At 73.6% G+C, this 19,192-nt stretch carries 19 protein-coding genes and 1 pseudogene; 18 read left to right on the forward strand and 2 right to left on the reverse strand.

All coding sequences use genetic code 11. The features are described from left to right. The 15 genes and pseudogenes from ABS772_RS10545 to ABS772_RS10615 all read left to right on the forward strand — a co-directional run. A pseudogene (locus ABS772_RS10545) lies at positions 1-3,579 on the forward strand (baseplate multidomain protein megatron); the annotation flags it as partial. Positions 3,580-3,614: 35 nt separating this feature from the next. Continuing rightward, positions 3,615-4,697, forward strand: a complete 1,083-nt coding sequence (locus ABS772_RS10550) for a DUF2793 domain-containing protein (protein ID WP_350394333.1) — start codon at positions 3,615-3,617, stop codon at positions 4,695-4,697. 47 nt (positions 4,698-4,744) lie between these two features. Then, positions 4,745-5,323 carry a lysozyme gene (locus ABS772_RS10555; protein WP_350394335.1) on the forward strand — a complete coding sequence of 193 codons (579 nt, stop codon included), beginning with the start codon at positions 4,745-4,747 and terminating at the stop codon, positions 5,321-5,323. 48 nt (positions 5,324-5,371) lie between these two features. Then, positions 5,372-5,959 (forward strand): hypothetical protein, encoded by a 588-nt coding sequence (locus tag ABS772_RS10560; protein ID WP_350394337.1) that lies wholly within the window; start codon positions 5,372-5,374, stop codon positions 5,957-5,959. Between the two features lie 61 nt (positions 5,960-6,020). After that, entirely contained in the window at positions 6,021-6,374 is a 354-nt protein-coding gene (locus ABS772_RS10565; protein ID WP_350394339.1) for a hypothetical protein, read from the forward strand. A 35-nt stretch (positions 6,375-6,409) separates the two neighbouring features. Beyond that, on the forward strand, positions 6,410-6,643 hold the full coding sequence (locus ABS772_RS10570) for a hypothetical protein (RefSeq protein WP_350394341.1): 234 nt from the start codon (positions 6,410-6,412) through the stop codon (positions 6,641-6,643). Positions 6,644-6,829: 186 nt separating this feature from the next. After that, positions 6,830-7,201, forward strand: coding sequence for a PepSY domain-containing protein (locus ABS772_RS10575; protein ID WP_350394413.1), 372 nt, complete (start codon positions 6,830-6,832; stop codon positions 7,199-7,201). A gap of 37 nt (positions 7,202-7,238) precedes the next feature. Beyond that, complete coding sequence (locus tag ABS772_RS10580) at positions 7,239-7,916, forward strand: response regulator transcription factor (protein ID WP_350394343.1); 678 nt, start codon at positions 7,239-7,241, stop codon at positions 7,914-7,916. Positions 7,917-8,017: 101 nt separating this feature from the next. Then, positions 8,018-8,284 (forward strand): hypothetical protein, encoded by a 267-nt coding sequence (locus ABS772_RS10585; RefSeq protein ID WP_350394345.1) that lies wholly within the window; start codon positions 8,018-8,020, stop codon positions 8,282-8,284. Beyond that, positions 8,262-8,732, forward strand: a complete 471-nt coding sequence (locus ABS772_RS10590) for a DUF2335 domain-containing protein (protein ID WP_350394346.1) — start codon at positions 8,262-8,264, stop codon at positions 8,730-8,732. Before ABS772_RS10585 ends, ABS772_RS10590 begins: the two co-directional genes overlap by 23 nt. Continuing rightward, positions 8,729-10,144, forward strand: coding sequence for an ATP-binding protein (locus tag ABS772_RS10595; protein WP_350394348.1), 1,416 nt, complete (start codon positions 8,729-8,731; stop codon positions 10,142-10,144). The genes ABS772_RS10590 and ABS772_RS10595 overlap by 4 nt, the downstream gene beginning before the upstream one ends. 151 nt (positions 10,145-10,295) lie before the next feature. Next, a complete protein-coding gene (gene ccmI / locus ABS772_RS10600) occupies positions 10,296-11,873 on the forward strand; it encodes a c-type cytochrome biogenesis protein CcmI (RefSeq protein ID WP_350394350.1) in 1,578 nt (525 codons plus the stop codon). Positions 11,874-12,149: 276 nt separating this feature from the next. Then, the gene (gene ccmE, locus ABS772_RS10605) at positions 12,150-12,671 is read left to right on the forward strand and encodes a cytochrome c maturation protein CcmE (RefSeq protein WP_350394352.1); all 522 of its coding nucleotides are present in this window, start codon (positions 12,150-12,152) and stop codon (positions 12,669-12,671) included. 46 nt (positions 12,672-12,717) lie between these two features. Further along, on the forward strand, positions 12,718-14,718 hold the full coding sequence (locus ABS772_RS10610) for a heme lyase CcmF/NrfE family subunit (protein ID WP_350394354.1): 2,001 nt from the start codon (positions 12,718-12,720) through the stop codon (positions 14,716-14,718). Beyond that, positions 14,715-15,173, forward strand: coding sequence for a cytochrome c-type biogenesis protein (locus tag ABS772_RS10615; RefSeq protein ID WP_350394356.1), 459 nt, complete (start codon positions 14,715-14,717; stop codon positions 15,171-15,173). Before ABS772_RS10610 ends, ABS772_RS10615 begins: the two co-directional genes overlap by 4 nt. Here ABS772_RS10615 and ABS772_RS10620 read toward each other — a convergent pair. Then, entirely contained in the window at positions 15,160-15,846 is a 687-nt protein-coding gene (locus ABS772_RS10620) for a DUF7002 family protein (RefSeq protein ID WP_350394358.1), read from the reverse strand. The two genes, ABS772_RS10615 and ABS772_RS10620, sit on opposite strands and share 14 nt — an antisense overlap. A 110-nt stretch (positions 15,847-15,956) precedes the next feature. Here ABS772_RS10620 and ABS772_RS10625 point away from each other — a divergent pair, with 110 nt between their 5' ends. The 3 genes from ABS772_RS10625 to ABS772_RS10635 all read left to right on the forward strand — a co-directional run bounded on the left by ABS772_RS10625 (position 15,957) and on the right by ABS772_RS10635 (position 18,444). Then, the gene (locus tag ABS772_RS10625; RefSeq protein WP_350394360.1) at positions 15,957-16,646 is read left to right on the forward strand and encodes a DUF1007 family protein; all 690 of its coding nucleotides are present in this window, start codon (positions 15,957-15,959) and stop codon (positions 16,644-16,646) included. Further along, entirely contained in the window at positions 16,637-17,650 is a 1,014-nt protein-coding gene (locus ABS772_RS10630; protein WP_350394362.1) for a nickel/cobalt transporter, read from the forward strand. The genes ABS772_RS10625 and ABS772_RS10630 overlap by 10 nt, the downstream gene beginning before the upstream one ends. A 65-nt stretch (positions 17,651-17,715) precedes the next feature. Beyond that, positions 17,716-18,444: a hypothetical protein gene (locus ABS772_RS10635; protein ID WP_350394363.1), complete on the forward strand. Its 729-nt coding sequence runs from the start codon at positions 17,716-17,718 to the stop codon at positions 18,442-18,444. Here the strand turns inward: ABS772_RS10635 and ABS772_RS10640 are convergent. Then, positions 18,435-19,037: a histidine phosphatase family protein gene (locus ABS772_RS10640; protein ID WP_350394365.1), complete on the reverse strand. Its 603-nt coding sequence runs from the start codon at positions 19,035-19,037 to the stop codon at positions 18,435-18,437. The two genes, ABS772_RS10635 and ABS772_RS10640, sit on opposite strands and share 10 nt — an antisense overlap. Between the last annotated feature and the right edge of the window lie 155 nt (positions 19,038-19,192).

The following is a 19,192-nucleotide window of genomic DNA, read 5'->3' on the forward strand; positions in this document are numbered from 1 at the left end:
GGCAGAAGACGGTGCGCACGGCCTACAGCTATTTCGTCGATCTCGCCGTCGGCCTCTGCGCCGGGGAGATCGCCCTGGTGCGCCGGATCTGGGCGGACGGCAGCGAACTCGACCTGACGACGCTGAACTGGCGTGTCCATACCGGCTCGGCGACGCAGGCGCCCGACCCGCTCATCGTCGCCAAGGAGGGCGCGGACGACGCGCCGGCCTATCGCGGCCTCGCCTACATCGTGTTCGAGCGCCTGCCGCTCGCCGCCTTCGGCAACCGCGTCCCGCAATTCGCCTTCGAGGTGATCCGCCCCGTCGCCGGGCTGGCGGACAGGATCCGCGCGGTCTGCCTGATCCCCGGCTCCACCGAGTTCGGCCTCGACCCGCTCGCCGTCAGCGAGGATGCCGGGTTCGGCGCGACGAAGCCGGCAAACCGTTTCCAGTTCCAGGGTGCCAGCGACGTCGTCGCCTCCCTCGACGCGCTCCAGGCCCTGTGCCCGCGGCTCGAACGGGTCTCGGTGGTGACGAGCTGGTTCGGCGACGACCTGCGCGCCGGGCACTGCACCGTGACGCCGCGGGTCGATTCGGCGACGAAGGCGACGCCGGGCGAGCCCTGGGCCGTGGCCGGCCTGAGCCGGGCCGCGGCGCGGGCCGTCTCCCGCTCCGGCGAGACACCCGCCTATGGCGGCACGCCGTCCGATGCCGGGCTCGGGCGGCTGGTGGCGGAGCTGAGCCGCCGCGGCCTCTCGGTCGTGCTCTATCCCTTCGTGATGATGGACGTGCCGGCCGGCAACGCCCTGCCGGACCCATATCGCTCCGGCGAGAGCCAGCCGGCCTATCCCTGGCGCGGACGCATCACCTGCGATCCCGCCCCCGACCGCGCCGGCAGCCCGGACGGCACGGGCGCCGCCGCCGATCAGGTCGCGGCCTTCTTCGAGGGTCCGCAGGGCTATCGGGCAATGGTCCTGCACTATGCCGGCCTCGCCGCCGGCTGGGCGGCGGCGGGGGCGCCGCTGGCCGGCTTCATCCTCGGCAGCGAGTTCGTGGGCCTCACGCGAGTGCGCGGGCCGGCCGGCGCCTATCCGGCGGTCGAACAGCTCCGGCGTCTCGCGGGCGAGGTCCGCGCCCGCCTCGGGAGCGGCGTCGGCCTCGTCTACGCCGCCGACTGGACCGAGTACGGCGCCCATGTCCGCGAGGGCGGCGCCTTCGTGCGCTTCCCCCTCGATCCGCTCTTCGCCGATCCGGCCGTCGCGGCGGTCGGCATCGACTACTACCCGCCGATCTCGGACTGGCGCGACGGGTCCGATCACCGCGACGCGGCCGAGGCGGCAAGCCCCTACGACCGCGCCTATCTCGAAACGCGTCTCGGCGCCGGCGAGGCGTTCGACTGGTACTACGCCAGCCCCGAGGACCGGGACGTGCAACGCCGCACGCCGATCACCGACGGCGCCTACGGCAAGCCGTGGATCTACCGGGCCAAGGATCTGGTCGCGTGGTGGTCGAACCCGCATGTCGAGCGGGCCGGCGGCGTCGAGACCGGGCCGACGGCCTGGATGCCGGGGGCCAAGCCGATCTGGCTCACCGAGATCGGCATCCCCGCGGTCGATCGCGGTACCAACGGGCCGAACGTCTTCCCCGATCCGAAATCGTCGGAGAACGCGCTCCCACCCTTTTCCCGCGGCACCCGCGACGACCTGATCCAGGCCCGCGGCCTCGACGCGATCCTCTCGCGCTTCGATGAGGAGGCGGACGATTTCGAGCCGGCTCACAATCCGGTCTCGCCCGTCTATGGCGGCCGGATGATCGCTGCCGAAAACATCTCCGTCTGGGCCTGGGACGCGCGGCCCTTCCCGGCCTTCCCCGACTTCACGACCGTATGGTCGGACGCCGCCAACTGGGCGCTCGGCCACTGGATCACCGGCCGGATCGAGGGGCTGGAACTCGACCGGCTGATCGCGGCGATCCTCCGTGATCTCGGCATCGACGCGCCCCTGGACATCGACGCCGCCGGCTTCCTCGACGGCGCCGTGCTCGATCGGCCGCTCTCCGCCCGCGAGGCGCTGGAGCCCCTCGCCCGCCTGTTCGGCCTCGACGTCTCGGTCTCGGCCGGGACGCTGCGCATTCGCGACGGGCGGGCGGGCGCCCCCGCCGCCCTGGAGGCGGGCGACCTCGTCCTCGGCGAGGGCGAGACGGCGCCCCTGCGCCGGGTGCGGGCGCAGGAGAGCGAGCTGCCGCGCTCCGTCGCGGTCGGCTTTTCCGACGGCGAGAGCCCGGATTACCGCCGCGCCGCCGTGTCCGCCGCGCGCCCGGCCGGGGCGCGGCGGCAGGAGGTGCGCATCGATGCGGCCCTCGTCACCCGGCGCGACGCCGCGCAGGCGCTGGCGGAGACCGTCCTCGACGCGGCGCTCGCGGGCCGCGACACGGCGGCCTTCGGGGTGAGCCCGCGCCGGATCGACCTGGAGCCCGGCGACCTCGTGGCCCTTCCCGACGAGACCCGCGGCGCGCTCCACCGGATCACCCGCATCGACGACGCCCCGACGGGCCGCCGGATCGAGACCCGGGCGGTGCCGCTGTCCCGGCCCGATCCCGCCCCCGCCGCGCCGGTCGCGCGACCGGGCCGGAGGCCGCCGGCCGTGCCGGGTCCGGTCTTCGCCCTGCCGCTCGTCCTGCCGGTGGAGCGGGGCGATCCGGTGCCGCTCTCCTATCTCGCCGTCTCGGCCGATCCCTGGCCCGGCGCCGTCGTGGTCTGGCGCTCGGCCGGCGAGGGGGCGCCGTTCCTGCCCCACCGCAGCCTCGACCACCCGGCCTGCCTCGGCCGCACCCTGACCCCGCTGCCGCCGGGCCCGCTCTGGCGCTTCGACCGCAACGCCCGCCTCGACGTCACCCTGCGCCACGCGGAGGGCCTGAGCGCGGTCGGCGAGACCGCAGCACTCGCGGGCGGCAACCTGTTCGCGCTGATCGGCCCGGACGGGGCGGTCGAGATCCTGTCCGCGGCGAGAGCCGAGCTGGTCGGAGCGGAGACGTGGCGGCTCTCGGGCCTGCTGCGGGGACTGGCCGGCAGCGAGGCCGCCGCGGGCCGGCCGGCGGGGACGGGCAGCCTGATCGTGCGCCTCGACGACGGCGCCGTCCGGCCGCTGATCGACCGGCTCGACGAGGCCGGCCGCCGTTTCCTCTACCGCGTCGGCCCGGCGGAGCGCGATCCGGCCGATCCCGCGGTCGTGGGCTTTACGGCGACGGCGGACCTGACCGTCTTCGTGCCGCTCAGCCCGGTCCACCTGCGCGGCCGGCGCGAGGCCGGCGGCGTCCGCTTCAGCTGGACCCGCCGGGCACGGCGCGACGCCGATGCCTGGGAGCCGGCGGACGTGCCCCTCGACGAGGGTGCCGAAGGCTACCGCCTCGACATCCTCGCCGAGGACGGGCGGATCCTGCGCAGCCTGGGCGCCGACACGACGAGCGTCCTCTACGCCAGCGCCGACGAGATCGCCGATTTCGGCGCGCCGCACCGAGATCGACGCGGCGGTGGTGCAGCTCGGCCGGCTCGCCGGCCCCGGCCCCGCCCGCCGGGCGCGGGTGAGCCTGCGGACCGTGTGACCGCCGATCCCATCCGATCCCCGACGGAGAGGCCCATGGCCGACACGACCCCGAGCCTCGCCCTGCCGCTGATCGCGGGGGGCCAAGCGCAGAAGCACGTCACCCACAACGAGGCGCTGGCGCTGCTCGACGCGCTGGTGCAGCTCGCCGTCCTCGACAAGGACCGCGCCGCCCCGCCCGCGCGCCCCGCCGAGGGCGACCGCTACCTGATCGCCGCGGGCAACCCGAGCGGTGCCTGGACCGGCTGGGCCGGCCGCATCGCCCGCTTTCAGGACGGGGCGTGGCTGTCCCTCGAGCCGCGGGCGGGCTGGACCGCCTTCGTCGCCGACGAGGCCGAACTCTACCTCTTCACCGGTTCGGCCTGGAGGCCGCTGCGCGCCACGCTCACCATTCTCGACGGGCTGACCCGCCTCGGGGTCGGCACGGGGGCGGATGCGGACAATCCTTTCGCGGCCAAGCTCAACAAGGCGCTCTGGACCGCCCTGACGAGCGCGGAGGGCGGCAGCGGGGACCTGCGCTACACCCTCAACAAGCAGGCGGCCGGCAACGTCCTCTCCCTGCTGATGCAAACCGGGTTTTCCGCCCGCGCCGAGATCGGGCTGACCGGCGACGACGACCTTCACGTGAAGGTCTCCCCGAACGGCGGCGACTGGTTCGAGGCGCTGCGGATCGACCGCGCCACGGGGCGGGTCGCCTTTCCCGGCCGCGTCAGCGTCGCGGACGTGCCGGTGCTGACCGCGCAGGTGATCGCGGGCAATAGCGGGCCGGGGCCCGTGCCGGCCGGGGCGACGCGGTACTTCACCAATGCCCTCATCGGCGGACATCAGAGCGAGGTCTACGCCGCCGCCGGCCGGCGGGGACAGTTCCGGTCCCTGCGGGTCGTGACGCAGGGCGCCCCGGGTGCCGGCCAGAGCTGGACCTTCACGCTCCAGAAGCTGTTCACCGACACCGCCCTGACCTGCACGATCTCGGGAAGCGGCTCCAATCAGGCGGCCGACCTCGTCAACAGCGCGGTCTTCGACGGATCGGACCGCTGGTGCCTCAGGATCGTGTCGAGCGCCGGGGCGGCGCCCACGACCAACATCCTGTTCTCGCTGGTGTTCGAGGGCCTGGATTAGGCCGCCCGCCCCTCGAGACCCGTTCCCCTCGACATCGGAGATCGACGATGGACCTCAGCGCCGTCGGTCGCGCCGTGCTGATCGCCCGGGAGGGGCGGCGGCTGGACGCCTATCGCGACAGCGAGGGCATCTGGACCATCGGCGTCGGCCACACCGCCGCCGCGGGTCCGCCGGTGCCGCGGGCGAGCCTGCGCATCGGCGCGGCGGAGGCGGACGCGGTCTTCGCCCGCGACGTGGCGGCCTTCGTGCGCACCGTCGCCGAGGCGATCCCCGAGCCGCTGCCGCAGCACGCCTTCGACGCGCTGGTCTCCCTCTGCTTCAACATCGGCCCGGCGGCCTTCCGGCGCTCCACGGTGCTGCGGCGCCTGCGGGCCGGCGACCGGGCCGGCGCGGGCGAAGCGATCCTGATGTGGAACCGTCCGGCGGCGATCATCCCCCGCCGCCAGGGCGAGTTCGACCAGTTCCACACGCCCTACCCGACCGCCCTGCCGCGGGCCCGCCGCGGCGATGCGCTGCCCGTCTCCGCGCCCGCCCCGTCCTCGCCGCCCGCTGCCAGGCCCGGCTGGTTCACGCGCGCGCGGAACTGGCGGAACTGGCTGCGGGACCGGCTTCGCGCCCGCCGCTGAACGCGTCCTCTTCTCACCTTACCCTTCGCGCCCGAAAGGATCGCCGCCATGACGCCCACCGCCGACTTCGCCCGAACCGTCGCCAGGGTCGTCCTGGTCGGGCCGGCCCTGCCGCCGCTCCTCCTGCTCGGCGGCTGCGCCCCCGCCCACGCGGCGGCGCTCGCCGTTGCCGACGCCGCCTTGTTCGTCCTGCCCTGGGGCGACGCCGTGCTGGCGCTCGCGCAAGGGTTGGCCGCGCTGCTGACGCCGGTGCTCGTCGCCGCGCTCGCGGCGGCCCTCGCCCGCTTCGGCGGCCCCCTGCGCCTGCTCCTCACGCAGGCTCTGGTCGAGCGCCTCGTGCGCAACGCCACCGATTTCGCCCTGAACGCCGTCGCCGGTGCCGTCCGCGGGCGGCGGCTGACCGTTTCCGTCGGCTCGGCGGTGATCGCGCGCGCCGTGCAGCGGGCACTCGATCAGGCGCCGGCCTGGCTGATCCGGGCGGCGGGCGGCGGCGAGGGTGTCGCGGAGAAGGTGTTCCGGTCCCTGCCCCTGGAGGCGGCGGCGACCGCCGGCAACACCCTCGAACCGGCCCTGGAGCGCGCCCTGGGAAGCGGGTCCGCGCGTGAGGCCGCCCGCGGGGGCCGCGAGACCGCCTGACGCCCTGGTGCCGCGCAACACCGGAGGCGACGATCCGGGCGACGTGCCGGGAGTGGGAACCATGGACAAGATCGCCGCGGAAGCCGCGCACCTCCTCTTCGCCGACGGAGGCGTCGGCTGGATCGTCGCGGTGCTGCTGGGGCTCGCCTGCTTCCACCTCTACCGTGACGGCCTGCGCGTGCTGGAGGCGCGCATCGCCGAGACGGGCGCCACCGCCGCGGCGCTGGAGCGCGCCTCCCAGACCAATGCGGCGGTGGCCGCCGCCCTGGAGAGCCGCACCCGCGTGCTGGAGGATCTGGTCCGGCTCACGGGCGAGACCGCCCGGGCGGTCTCGCACAGCGACGAGCGCGCGCGGGAACGGTTCGAGGATCTGCTGCGGCGCATCGGCGAGCTGCAGCACCGGCCGAACCCCTGACCGCCGAACCTCTGACCCATGAGAGGGAGTTTCCCATGCCTGCCCCTGCTTCCGCCGCCGGCCCGGCTCCGGCCGCGCGGGCCTCGCGCCGAAGCCGCTCCCGGGCCGCCGCCGGCCGCCTGGAGGTGGCGCGCCGCGGCTTCGAGCGCTCGCTGATCACCCTGCGCCGGGCCGCCCTCGACGCCGTCGACAGCGGGAATCTGGCGAGCTTGACCCTGCGCCTGTGCTGCGACCCTCGCCTTCGCGCGCGGACGGAAGGAACGGCGTGAGGGGGGCGTGCGCAATCCCGCCCCGGGAACCGCGGGGCCGGTCCCGCCTTGTCCTCGACAACTGCGCCGACTCAGGACATGGCCCGCGACCGCAAGACAGCTTTCATGCCGAGTTTCACGCTCGGCGCGGCGGCCCGCACGAACATTCAGGGCGCATTCAGTGCGCTGGCGCGACAGTCGCCCCCGATGCGCCAAGCTCTCGCCCTGCTGATCGTCGTCTCGACCGCCGCGGTCCTCGCGGCGGGGGCGGTCGGCCCGCTCGCCGAGGAGACCGGTGCCCTCGCGCCGGTCCCGGTCCAGCGGGAGCCGCTGAACCGCGGCGACAACTGCCTGTCGCCCGCGGACCTGCGCGAGGCGGTGGCCGAGAAGCGCGTCGTGCCGCCCATCGCCGCGATCCGCGCGGCGCGCCAGATCATCCCCCGCGCCGAGATCCAGCGCGCCAGCCTGTGCCGGCACGAGACGGGGCTCGTCTACCTGCTGACGGCCTTGCGCCGGGACGGGCAGTTCATGCACGTCATGGTCGATGCCCAGTCGGGACAGGTGAGCGGGCAGTGGTAAGGGGCGGTGCGCCGCCCGTGACGAGGAGGAACCGACCGTGCGTCTGCTCGTGGTCGAGGATGACCGTGACATCAACCGGCAGGTCGTCGCCGCGCTGGAAGAGGCCGGCTACGTCGCCGACAAGGCGTTCGACGGCGAGGAGGGCGGCTATCTCGGCGAGAACGAGCCCTACGACGCGATCATCCTCGATATGGGCCTGCCCAAGGCCGACGGCGTCACCGTGCTCCAGAACTGGCGCCGGGCCGGGGTGAAGACCCCCGTCATCATCCTCACCGCCCGCGACCGCTGGTCCGACAAGGTGGACGGCTTCGACGCGGGCGCCGACGACTACGTCACCAAGCCCTTCCACATGGAGGAGCTGATGGCCCGGGTGCGCGCGATTCTTCGCCGCGCGGCCGGTCATGCCAGCAGTCAGATCGCCTGCGGTCCCGTCACCCTCGACACCCGCTCGGGCCGCGTCTTCGTCGACGGCGCCCCGATCAAGCTGACGAGCCACGAGTACCGGCTGCTCTCCTACCTGATGCACCATACCGGCCGCGTCGTCTCCCGCGCCGAGCTGACCGAGCACCTCTACGACCAGGATTTCGACCGCGATTCCAACACGATCGAGGTGTTCGTCGGGCGGCTGCGCAAGAAGCTCGCCGTGGACCTGATCCAGACCGTGCGGGGATTGGGCTACCTGATCGATCCGAACCAGCCGGCGGGGCGGGGTTGAGCAGGGCGGAGCCGGCGGGGCGACGGCGGAATGCCTTGGCAACCGGCGACGCCCTGTCCTAGATTCGACATGTCGGACGAGACGGTCACTCGAGGACCGGCTTGGACCGCGCCATCCACGTAGACGGTTTTTCGCCCAGGCGATCGATGCTCGCGACGACACCGACATCTCCGCATCGGACGCGCCTCGGCAGCCTCCTGGCCGGCTTGAGCGCCCTGGCTTCACTATGGCCGTCCTCGACCGCGCCGTTGCGTTATCCCCATCGCGACGAGGCGGAGGCCCTGCTCGGCGACGGCCTCAGGATCGGAGACGACCTGCGCGTCGTGATCGAGCGCGAGCGGGCGCGTGCGCAAGCCGCGGCGAACTAAGACGCCGGCCCGGCAGGCGGGGCCGACCGATCAGGGCAAGGCCGATCCGCTCCGCGAGGCGTCCGTCGTGATCGAGCGCGGGGCCTACTGGCGTGGCCCTCTGCCGCCCCCCGCCGTCATCGAGGAGTTCCGGGAACTCGTCCCGGACGCGCCCGAGCGCATCTTCCGGCAGTGGGAGGGAGAGTCCGAGCACCGCCGTGCCTACGAGAAGGCGGCACTCGAAGCCTCCATTCGGCGCGATCTGATCGGTCAGATCAGCGCGACGCTGTTCGCCCTCTCGGCCCTTGCCGTCGCCGTCGTCGCGCTCTGGATGGGCGAGCCCTGGGTCGCCGGGGTCATCGGCGGAGGAACCATCGTCTCCGTCGTCGGTGCCTTCCTGTACCGGCGCGGGCCGGACCGGACGAAGGACGAGGCGAGCGACAGCCCGCAGACGAAACCGCGCCGATGACCGACCGCTTCGCCTGGCTCCCCTTGCGCCGCCGCTCCATCGCGGTCCGGCTCGCGGTGTCCTCGTTCCTGTCGAGCACCGCGATCCTCGTCATCGCGGCCTTCATCCTCACCACGCTCTACCGCGAGAACACCGAGCGCGCCTTCGACAGCCGCCTGCTCGTCTTCGCCAACAACCTCGCCACCGACCTGGTCAGCCCGAGCGAGCCGGAGACGCGCTCCTTCTCGCTGGGCGATCCGCGTTTCGACCTGCCGCTGTCGGGCTGGTACTGGCAGGTCGGGCGCCCCGACGCGAAGCCGCGGGACCTGCGCACCTCGCGCTCGCTCGTCGGCGTGCCGCTCAAAGGGCCCGATCAGGCCGGCACCGCGACCATCGGCCAGATCCGCCAGGGCTACGGCAAGGGCCAGGACGACCGGACCCTGCGCATCGTCGAGCGCGACGTCGATGTCGGCGCCGACGGGCGCTACACCGTGCGGGTGGCGGGACCCGCCGACGAGATCGTCAACGACGTCGAGCGCTTCCGCTTCTCGCTGTTCATGACCTTCGGCCTGCTCGGCTTCTCGCTCGCAGCGACCGCGCTCCTGCAGATCCGCTTCGGCCTCGCGCCGTTGCGCAAGCTGCGCACCGCGCTCGGCACGATCCGCCGCGGCGAGGCCGACCGGATCGACGGCGAGTACCCGCGCGACATCGCCCCGCTCGCGGGCGAGATCAACCTCCTGATCGAGACCAACCGCGAGATCCTGGAGCGCGCCCGCACCCAGGTCGGCAACCTCGCCCACGCCCTGAAGACGCCGCTCTCGATCATCGTCAACGAGGCCGGCGGCAGCGACGCCCCGCCGGAACTGTCGGAGAAGATCCGCGAGCAGGCGGCGGTGATGCGCGATCAGGTGAACTACCATCTCGACCGCGCCCGCGCCGCCGCGCTCGCCGGCACGCTGGGCACCTCCACCGAGGTCGAGCCGGCGCTCGCCGGCCTCGTGCGCACCTTCGGAAAGATCTACCGCGACAAGGACATCGCCTACGAGGTCCATGTCCCGCCGGGCCTGCGCTTCCGCGGCGAGAAGCAGGATTTCGAGGAGATGATCGGCAACCTCGTCGACAACGCCTCGAAATGGGCGGCGGGCCGGGTCTCGATCTCCGCCGCGCCGACGGGCGAGCACGATTATCCCCACCTGCTCGTGGCGGTGGAGGATGACGGGCCGGGCCTGCCGGAGGAGGACCGCGCGGCGGTGCTCAAGCGCGGCCGGCGCCTCGACGAGACCAAGCCCGGCTCCGGCCTCGGCCTGTCGATCGTGGCGGACCTGGCCGCGCTCTATCGCGGCCGGTTCCGCCTGGAGGCGGCGGCGCTCGGGGGCCTGCGCGCGGTGATCGAGGTGCCGGGCGACGCGCCCGCGGGGGCCGGACAACGCTGAGTCGCAGCGGGCTCCGCGACGGTTACGGACCGGTCCGCCTGTGCTATGGCCGTGCTTCGCTCCCCGCGCGTGACGACGTGTCGCCCGGAAGCGATGTCGTGCGGGCCCCGCTCGGGCTCTACACGGGGCCGAGCTGAAAATTTTGGGTCTGATGACGGCGATCTGGTTCATCCTGGCGGCCATGACCGGCGCGGCCGTGTTCGCGCTGCTCTGGCCGATGTCGCGCCGCCGCCGGCCGGGGGCCGGACCGGAGGCGGAGGGCGGCGACGGTCTCGCCACCGAGACCGGCTTCTACGAGGACCAGCTCGCCGAGATCGAGCGCGATCTCGGCCGCGGCCTCATCGCCCCGGCCGAGGCCGAGGCCGCGCGCGCCGAGGCCGCGCGCCGGCTGCTGCGGGCGAGCCGCGAGGAGCGGGCCGAGGCGTCGGCCGCCGCGCCGATCGCCGAGCCGCATCTGCGCCAGCGCCGGGCGGCCTCCGCCTTCGCGCTGTCCACGATCCCCCTCGTCGCCCTCGTCGTCTACGGCCTCTACGGCTCGCCGAATCTCCCCTCGCAGACCGACGCCGACCGCAAGGCGACCCGGGCCGGCGCGCAGGATCTGATGACGGCCATCGGCCAGATCGAGGCGCGGCTCGCCAACCACCCGGACGATGCCCGTGGCTGGAGCGTGCTCGGGCCGGTCTACATGCGGCTCGGGCGGTTCGACGACGCGGCCCGCGCCTACGCGGCCCTGGTCCGCCTCAAGGGCGAGGACGCCCACGCCCTGTCCGATTGGGGCGAGGCGCTCGTCGCGGCGGCCGACGGCACGGTCTCGCCGGAGGCGCGCAAGGTGCTGGGCCGGGCCCTCGCCGCCGATCCGAAGGCGGCCAAGCCCCAGTTCTATCTCGCCCGCGGCGACGAGCAGGCCGGCGACGTCGCCGGCGCCGTGCGGCGGCTCGAGGCGATGGCGGCCTCCGCGCCCGCGGACGCCCCCTGGCTGCCGACGGTGCGGGAGAATCTTTCTCGGCTGAAGGGCGAGACCGTCTCCGGGTCGGCGGCCGAGGGCGGCGGGGACGGCACCAAGGACGGCGCCAAGGAAGGAACTCGGCAGGGATCGAGGGCCGAGGCCCCGGTGGCCGGGCCCGGCAGCAACATCCAGGCGCTGCCGCCCTCCGAGCGGATCGACGCGATCCGCGGCATGGTCGAGGGGCTGGAGCGGCGCCTCGCCAAGCAGGGCGGCTCCGCCGATGAGTGGCTGCGCCTCGTGCGCTCCCACGCGGTGCTCGGCGAGCGCGACAAGGCGCTCGACGCCCTGGAACGGGCACGCAAGGCGTTTCGCGACGACGGGGGAGCCCTGGCACGCTTCGACGGGCAGGCCCACGAACTCGGCCTCGCCGGGGCAGGGACACCGCCGAAGCCCGAGACCGGCGACAAGGCCGGCGAGCGGATCGGGGAGAAGACCACCGTCGAGCCCGACGCCGCGGCCGCCGCGGTCAAGGCGATGCCGCCGGCCGAGCGCGAGGCGGCGATCCGCGGCATGGTCGCGAGCCTCGACCGGCGGCTCGCCGCCAAGGGCGGCTCCGCCGACGAGTGGATGCGGCTCGTGCGCTCCTACGGCGTCCTCGGCGACCGCCCGGCCGCGGCGCAGGCGCTCGACCGGGCCAAGATGGCGCTCGCCGCCAACCCGACCGCGGTGGAACGCCTCGACGCGCTGGGCAGGGAACTCGGCCTGAACCCGGCCCAGCCGTAGAGCGTCGTCCCGAGAGGCGGCCGCCGGCTCGTCTGGAAAAACCGGTGCAAAAACAGGAATCTCGAGCATCGTCCTGGATCCCCGATCCGGGACGATGCTTGAATGGGACCGCGGCGGGACACGTCCCCTGACAATCGGTCCCGCCCGTACAACCTTGACCCGGCGGGCGGTCGGGCCGAAACCGGTCTTTCGATAAGACGCAGATGTCGGGGGGCCTTCAGGCATTCGCCAGCCGGAAGGGTCGAGAAGAAGCCGACGAATCGGGACGGAACCGTCGTGACCCGCAAGAGCCGCCGCCTGATCCTCATCGCCGCCTGCGGCGCCGTGCTGGCGCTGGCGCTCGGGCTGATCCTGTCGGCGATGAGCGGCTCGATCGTGTTCTTCCGCTCCCCCGCGGAGGTGGCGGCGCAGGGCGTCGCGCCGGGCACCCGGTTCCGCCTCGGCGGCCTCGTGACGGAGGGGTCGGTCAAGCGCGGGCCCGACCAGAACGTCGAGTTCTCCGTGACCGACACCAACGCCACGGTTCCGGTGCAGTATCGCGGCCTGCTCCCCGACCTGTTCCGCGAGGGCCAGGGCATCGTCGCCGAGGGTACCCTCGATGCCGGCGGCGTGTTCCGGGCCGACACCGTGCTGGCCAAGCACGACGAGAACTACATGCCCCGCGAGGTCGCCGACGCCCTCAAGGCGCAGGGACGCTGGCAGGAGGGCGCCGGCAAGGAAGCGGCGAAGGAGGCCCCGAAGGACGCGGCGAAGCCGGCCTCGGCCGACGCCACCCTGGGCCAGCGCAGCGAGCGGTGAGGATTTCCATGACCATCCGGATCGAAACCGCGCGAGGGAGCCGCCGGTGATCGTCGAGATCGGCCATTACGCCCTGGCGCTCGCCCTGGCGCTCTCCCTGGTGCAGGCAGTGATGCCCGCCTGGGCGGCCCGCTCGGGCGACGCGGCTCTGCGCGAGGTGGCGGGTCCCGCCGCGCTCGGCACCTTCGCCTGCATCCTGTTCGCCTTCTGCGCGCTGACCTACGCGCACGTGACCTCGGACTTCTCGGTCCAGAACGTCGTCGAGAACTCGCACACCGCCAAGCCCTTGATCTACAAGATCTCCGGCGTCTGGGGGAACCACGAGGGCTCGATGCTCCTCTGGGTGCTGATCCTCGCTCTTTTCGGCGCCTGGGTCGCCACCGCCAAGACCTCCGTGCCGCCGGTCCTGCGCACCAACACGCTGATGGTGCAGGCGAGCGTCACCTTCGTGTTCGTGCTGTTCATCATCACGACCTCGAACCCGTTCGCCCGCGTCGCGCCGGCGCCGCTGGAGGGCAACGACCTCAACCCGCTGCTGCAGGATCTCGGCCTCGCGATCCATCCGCCGCTGCTCTATCTCGGCTATGTCGGCTTCTCGATCACCTTCGCCTTCGCCGTCGCCGCGCTGATCGAGGGGCGGATCGACGCCGTCTGGGCGCGGGCGGTGCGGCCCTGGGCCCTGATCGCCTGGAGCTTCCTGACGCTCGGCATCGCCATGGGCTCGTACTGGGCCTATTACGAGCTCGGCTGGGGCGGCTGGTGGTTCTGGGACCCGGTCGAGAACGCCTCGCTGATGCCCTGGATCGCGGGCACCGCATTGCTGCACTCCATCGTCGTCATGGAGAAGCGCGACGCGCTCAAGGTCTGGACGGTCCTGCTCGCCATCCTCACCTTCTCGCTCTCGCTGGTGGGCACCTTCATCGTCCGCTCGGGGCTGCTCACCTCAGTGCACAGCTTCGCCTCCGATCCGAGCCGCGGCGTCTTCATCCTCGCGATCCTCGCCCTGTTCATCGGCGGCGCGCTCAGCCTGTTCGCGTGGCGCGCGCCGAGCCTGCGCCAGGGCGGCCTGTTCGCACCGATCTCCCGCGAGGGGGCGCTGGTGATGAACAACCTGTTCCTGGTGGCCGCCTGCGCCACGGTGTTCGTCGGCACGCTCTACCCGCTGCTCCTCGAAATGCTGACGGGCGAGAAGATCTCGGTCGGCCCGCCCTTCTTCAACTGGACCTTCATCCCACTGGCGCTGCCGCTCCTCCTGATCGTGCCGTTCGGGCAGGCGCTCGCCTGGAAGCGGGGCGACGCCGCGGCGGCGGCGCAGCGCCTGTTCGCGGCCTTCGCGGTGGCGCTCGTCGTCGCGCTCGCCGCCGCGGCGCTCACCTGGGGCGGTCCGATCATGGCCCCCGTCGGCCTCGGCTTCGGCGCCTACCTCATCATCGGCTCGGTGCTGGAGATCTGGGCGCGCGCCCGCGGCTACGGCCAGAACCGGACCCGCGACCTCGGCACGACCTGGCGCCGGGCGATCGGCCTGCCGCGCTCGGCCTGGGGCACCGCGCTCGCCCATGCCGGCGTCGGCGTCGTGGTGCTCGGCATCGCCGGGCAGGGCTGGGCGACGGAGGGTCTCGCGACGATCCGGCCGGGCGGTCAGGTCGCCTCCGGCCCCTACGTCGCCACCCTCGACCGGGTCGGTCCGACCAAGGGCAAGAACTTCGAGGAGACCACCGCCTTCCTGACGGTGCGCAACCGCGCGGGCGACTACGTTGGCACGGTCGAGACCGGCAAGCGCTTCTACCCGTCCCGCCGCATGACGGTGACGGAATCCGGCCTGAAGACGGTCGGCGTGAGCCAGATCTACGCCAGCCTCGGCGAGGTCATGCCCGACGGCGCCATCGGCATGCGGCTCTATTATAAGCCGCTGGTGCTGCTGATCTGGATCGGCTCGCTCATCATGGCGGCGGGCGGCGGCCTCTCGCTCACCGATCGGCGCATGCGCGTCGGCGCCCCGGTCAAGGCGCGCGCCAAGCTGCCTCCCTCCGCGGTGCCCGCCGAATGAGCCGCCTTCGCCCCACGATCATCGCGCTCGCCCTGAGCCTCGCGGCTCTCCCGGCGCTCGCCGTTCAGCCGGACGAGGTGCTGAAGGATCCCGCCATGGAGGCGCGGGCGCGGCAGATCTCGGAGGGCCTGCGCTGCCTCGTCTGCCAGAACCAGTCGATCGACGATTCCGACGCGCCGCTCGCCAAGGACCTGCGCGTGCTGGTGCGCGAGCGGCTGAAGGAGGGCGACAGCAACGGCCAGGTCGTCGATTACGTCGTGGCCCGCTACGGCGAGTTCGTGCTGCTGCGCCCGGTCTTCGGCTGGCACACGCTGCTGCTCTGGCTGAGTCCGCTCCTCGCGGTAGGGCTGGGCGCCTTCGGCATCTGGCGCCTGTCGCGCCGCCGCCCGCCGCCGCGGGAGGGCTTGTCGGAGGCGGAGCAGGCGGAGGTCGAGGCGCTGCTCAAGCGGCCGTAGGCGCGGCCTCCGCGAGGATTTCCACCTCGTCCGCCCCGCGCATCACGACCACGCGCCGCACGAAGCGCTCCAGCTCCGGCACGGCGCCGAGCACCGTCAGCTCCACCACCCGCTCGCCGCGCGGCCGCTTCTTCCGCCATTCCGCGTAGGGGTAGGCGTCGATCGGCCGGAACGTGTCCGCGCCGCGCGGTGCCGGGAAACGTCCCGTCGCGCCCGAATTGATGGCGGAGAGCTCGATCCGGTCGCGGTGGGCGGCGACCAGGGCCGCCGCGTCGATCTCCAGGATCTCGTGGGCGTGATCCCGGTAGGCGCGGCCGGCCAGCAGCGTCAGCACCCGCTTCCGGCTCAACCAGAAGAACACCCGTTCGTTGAGCCGGCGGTGCCAGTCCGCCGGGGTCAACCTGTCGCGCAGGCAGCGGGCCAGGGCCCGGTCGCTGAGCGGCTTCTGATCGCGCAGCACGATCCGGCCGAGATCGGCGCGCTCCAGCACGATCCCCTCCGGTCGCCGCCGCTCCGCCGCCGCGCGGATCGCGTCGGGCACGGCGAACCGGTCGAGGGCAGCCCGGGTGCTCAGGAGCCCGTGGCCGCGGATCGTCGGCCAAGCGCCGGCCTCCGCCATGTGGAACAGGGTCGGGCAATCGCGCAGGAGTTCCGCGAGTTCGGCCTCCGTCATCGAACCATCCGTTTCACGCGCCGCCGCGGCGCCCTGCTTTCGCCCGATCGTCCGGGCAAGAGTCGCAGGCCGCACCCTCCTCCAACGCAGGCAAGACCGATCCGAGCGCCATGCCGATCGCCGCATCCCTCAGACGTCTCGCCCTCGCCGCCGGGCTCGCCCTCGCGGCCGGCCTCGCGATCAATCTCGCCGCCATCCGTTCGGCCAGCGCCCACCCGCATGTCTGGATCACGGCCAAGGCCGAGCTCGCCTACGAGGCGGGCCGCGTCACCGGCATCCGCCACGCCTGGACCTTCGACCCCGAATACACCGCCTTCCTGACCCAGGGGCTGGACGCGAACGGCGACGGCAAGCTCTCGCCCGAGGAATTGCAGGGCTCGGCCAACGAGCAGGCCGCCAACCTCGCCGAGTTCGCCTACTTCACGAAGCTCAAGGTGGCGGGCAAGGAGCAGGCCTTCGCCGAGCCGCAGGAGCCGCGGATGGCCATGGAGGGCGGCAAGCTCACCTTAAGCTTCCTGCTGCCGCTGAAGACGCCCGCCCCGCAGGGCAGGGGCGTCGCGGCGGTCGAGATCTACGATCCGACCTACTTCATCGCCTTCAGCCTCGCCGAGGGCGCCGACGCCCTGCGCCTCGCCGGCGCCGCCCCCGGCTGCAGCATGACGGTGACGCGGGCGAAGAACGCCGAGCCCGCGGTCGCCTCCGCCGGCCAGTCGATGACCGAGGCGATGTTCGAGGCGCTCACGGCGGCCGCGAATTACGGCGAGCAGTTCGCCAACCGGGCCATCGTCGCATGTCCCTGACCGCCGCGTTGCGCCCCGCGGGCACGGCGGGCGTCCGCTGGCCGCTTCGTCTGATCTTCGCCGCCGCTTCGGTGCTGGCGGCCGCCGGCCTCCTCGCCGCCGTCGCCTGGGCGCTCGGCCCCGTCGCCGCCCCGCCGCCGCGCTCGCCCTTCGGCATCGGTTTTCGCGAGGCCGCCCCCGCCGCGACCGGGCTCGGGGGCTGGCTGCTCGCGGTCCAGTCCAATTTCTCGAGCCAGCTTCGCGCGGCCGTGACGGCGCTGAAGGCGGGCGGAACCTGGACGCCGCTCGTCGTGATGGGCTTCGCCTACGGCGTGTTCCACGCCGCCGGGCCCGGCCACGGCAAGGCGGTGATCGCCGGCTACATCGTGGCGGGCGAGCGCTCGCTCCGGCGCGGCTTCGCCCTGAGCGCCGCCGCCGCCCTGCTCCAGGCGCTCGTCGCCATCGCCATCGTGCTGGTCGGCGTCCTCGTCCTGCGGGCGACCGCCGCCGGCATGACGCGGGCCGGCACCCTGATCGAGACCGTGAGCTTCGCCCTCGTGGCGGGGCTCGGCGCCGCGGTGACGTGGCGCAAGGCCGGGCGGCTCGCCGGCCTCGCCACCGATGCGCCCGCCGCGGCCTGCGGCCCCGGCTGCGGCCATGCCGGTCTGACGGACGCCGCCGCCCTCGACCGGCTCGACGGCTGGCGCGAGCGGGTCGGCGTCGTGCTCGCCGCGGGGTCCCGCCCCTGCGCCGGGGCGGTCCTGATCCTCGTCTTCTGCGCCGCGCAAGGGATGCTCGCCGCCGGCATCGCCGCGACCTTCGCCATGGCGCTCGGCACCGCGCTCACCACCGGGGGGCTCGCGAGCCTCGCCGTCTTCGCCAAGGCCCTGGCCTTGCGCCTCGCGGGCGGGCGCGGTCCGGCCGGCGCCCTCGCGGTCGGCGGGCTCGAACTCCTGGCCGGGGCCTTCGTGCTGGTGCTGGGACTCGCCATGCTGTCGGGGCTGGCCACCGGCCTGGGTGGCTAAACGCCCTCTCGCCAACGCCCTTCGAGCCGTGGCAGGCTGCCCTCTCGGATCGGGAGGAGCCCTGCTTGAGCGACCACGCCCTCGACGCCTTCGCGCCCCTCCTGAACTGGCGCCTCCTGAAGGGATCGCACGCCTTCCCGGGGCCGGACGGGGGCACCTGCATCAACGAGGCGGCTTTGGTGGCGGCGGGTCTGCCCTACCGGGCGATCACCGCGAGCGAGGACTGTCCGCCCTGCTTCTCGCGCCCGCTCGCGGCCTACGCGCTCGGCCTCAACGACGCCATGCCGGAGGCCGAGCGGCAGGGTCTGATGGCCTTCGTGCTGCGGCTCTCCGGTTCCGCGGATACATCTGAGGTCGAGGCCGACCGCACCGCCTTCCTCGCGCTGGAGAGCGCCCGCCGCATCCTGCCGCCGCTCCTCGACGCGGCCGGCCTGCCGGCGCTCGCCGCCCGCTGCGAGACGGCCTCCGACGCGCCAGGGGCCATGGTCGCGCTGCGCGCCGCCGAGATGCAGGGCGGCGCGCTCGCCCACGCCGCCGCCTGCCGCCACGCCTGGGTCGTGGGCGCCCGCGCCTCCGCCGTGTCGCGCACCGCCACCGCGGCCCTGCGCGCCTTCGCCGACCCGCGCTGCGCCGCCGAGGTCGCGGAGGGGGCCGCCCCCTTCGCGGAGGGGACGTGGCGGACCGCGCTTCGGATTCTCGACGAGGCGCTCCGGATCGGCCGCCAGGCGCCGGAGATCGACCTGCTCTCCGCCCGCACCCGTCTGGAGACGGCGCGGGCAAAGGTTCAGCCGTAGGCGCGCGGGCGCGGCTCCGCCGCGAGGTCGATGTCGAGCGCCTCGCAGTTGGCGAGCCAGCGCCCGGTCAGATGATAGAAGAAGGTGCAGTGGCCGACGACCGCGATGGTCCGCTCCGGCCGCGCCCGCAGCCAGTCGCGGAACCCCGCGACCCGCCGGTCGAACAGGGTCCGCGGCTCGACGTGCCAGCCCTCCGGCCCCGCCTCCCCGTCCGCGTACCACCACGTCTCGGGCAGGTGATCGACCCGGAAGGCCGGGAATTCCTGCGCCAGGACCGAGGCCGCCCGGCCGATGTCGCAGCTGCTCTCCTGGCACTCCCGGTGCAGCACCTCCACCAGCACGTCGGGCCGGGACGGGTGATCGGAGAAGATGCCCGCGGTGGTCTGGAGCGCCCGGGTCAGCGGCGAGGTGACGACGAGCTCGAAGGGAATCGCGCGCAGCGCCTCCCGCGCGGCGGCGACCTGGGCGTGGCCGCGCTCGGACAGGCGGGCATCGATATGGCCGGGGTCGCGCCCCGTCGCCTCGTGATGCGCGTTGAAGGTCGATTCGCCGTGGCGGATGCAGACGATGCGGGTGGAGGACGAGCGGGACATCGGCCCGATGTAGGCGGTTCGCGCCGGCCTGACAGCGGGCCGTGACGCCGCGGGCTCGGGCCGTCGATCCCGCACCGATCCGGACGAAGCGTCACGGTAAGGGACGAACGGCGCCGCTTTCCGGACAGCGCGGGCGGTTCCGGTGCGGGCCGGGG

Origin of the sequence: Methylorubrum podarium (assembly GCF_040270385.1) — a bacterium.
Taxonomy (GTDB): Bacteria; Pseudomonadota; Alphaproteobacteria; order Rhizobiales; family Beijerinckiaceae; genus Methylobacterium; species Methylobacterium podarium.

Coding starts and splice junctions, on each gene's coding strand:
- ABS772_RS10550 (WP_350394333.1), top strand. CDS start 3,615: ATGGCCGACACGACCCCGAGCCTCGCCCTGCCGCTGATCGCGGGGGGC.
- ABS772_RS10555 (WP_350394335.1), top strand. CDS start 4,745: ATGGACCTCAGCGCCGTCGGTCGCGCCGTGCTGATCGCCCGGGAGGGG.
- ABS772_RS10560 (WP_350394337.1), top strand. CDS start 5,372: ATGACGCCCACCGCCGACTTCGCCCGAACCGTCGCCAGGGTCGTCCTG.
- ABS772_RS10565 (WP_350394339.1), top strand. CDS start 6,021: ATGGACAAGATCGCCGCGGAAGCCGCGCACCTCCTCTTCGCCGACGGA.
- ABS772_RS10570 (WP_350394341.1), top strand. CDS start 6,410: ATGCCTGCCCCTGCTTCCGCCGCCGGCCCGGCTCCGGCCGCGCGGGCC.
- ABS772_RS10575 (WP_350394413.1), top strand. CDS start 6,830: ATGCGCCAAGCTCTCGCCCTGCTGATCGTCGTCTCGACCGCCGCGGTC.
- ABS772_RS10595 (WP_350394348.1), top strand. CDS start 8,729: ATGACCGACCGCTTCGCCTGGCTCCCCTTGCGCCGCCGCTCCATCGCG.
- ccmI (WP_350394350.1), top strand. CDS start 10,296: ATGACGGCGATCTGGTTCATCCTGGCGGCCATGACCGGCGCGGCCGTG.
- ABS772_RS10615 (WP_350394356.1), top strand. CDS start 14,715: ATGAGCCGCCTTCGCCCCACGATCATCGCGCTCGCCCTGAGCCTCGCG.
- ABS772_RS10620 (WP_350394358.1), bottom strand. CDS start 15,846: ATGACGGAGGCCGAACTCGCGGAACTCCTGCGCGATTGCCCGACCCTG.
- ABS772_RS10625 (WP_350394360.1), top strand. CDS start 15,957: ATGCCGATCGCCGCATCCCTCAGACGTCTCGCCCTCGCCGCCGGGCTC.
- ABS772_RS10630 (WP_350394362.1), top strand. CDS start 16,637: ATGTCCCTGACCGCCGCGTTGCGCCCCGCGGGCACGGCGGGCGTCCGC.
- ABS772_RS10640 (WP_350394365.1), bottom strand. CDS start 19,037: ATGTCCCGCTCGTCCTCCACCCGCATCGTCTGCATCCGCCACGGCGAA.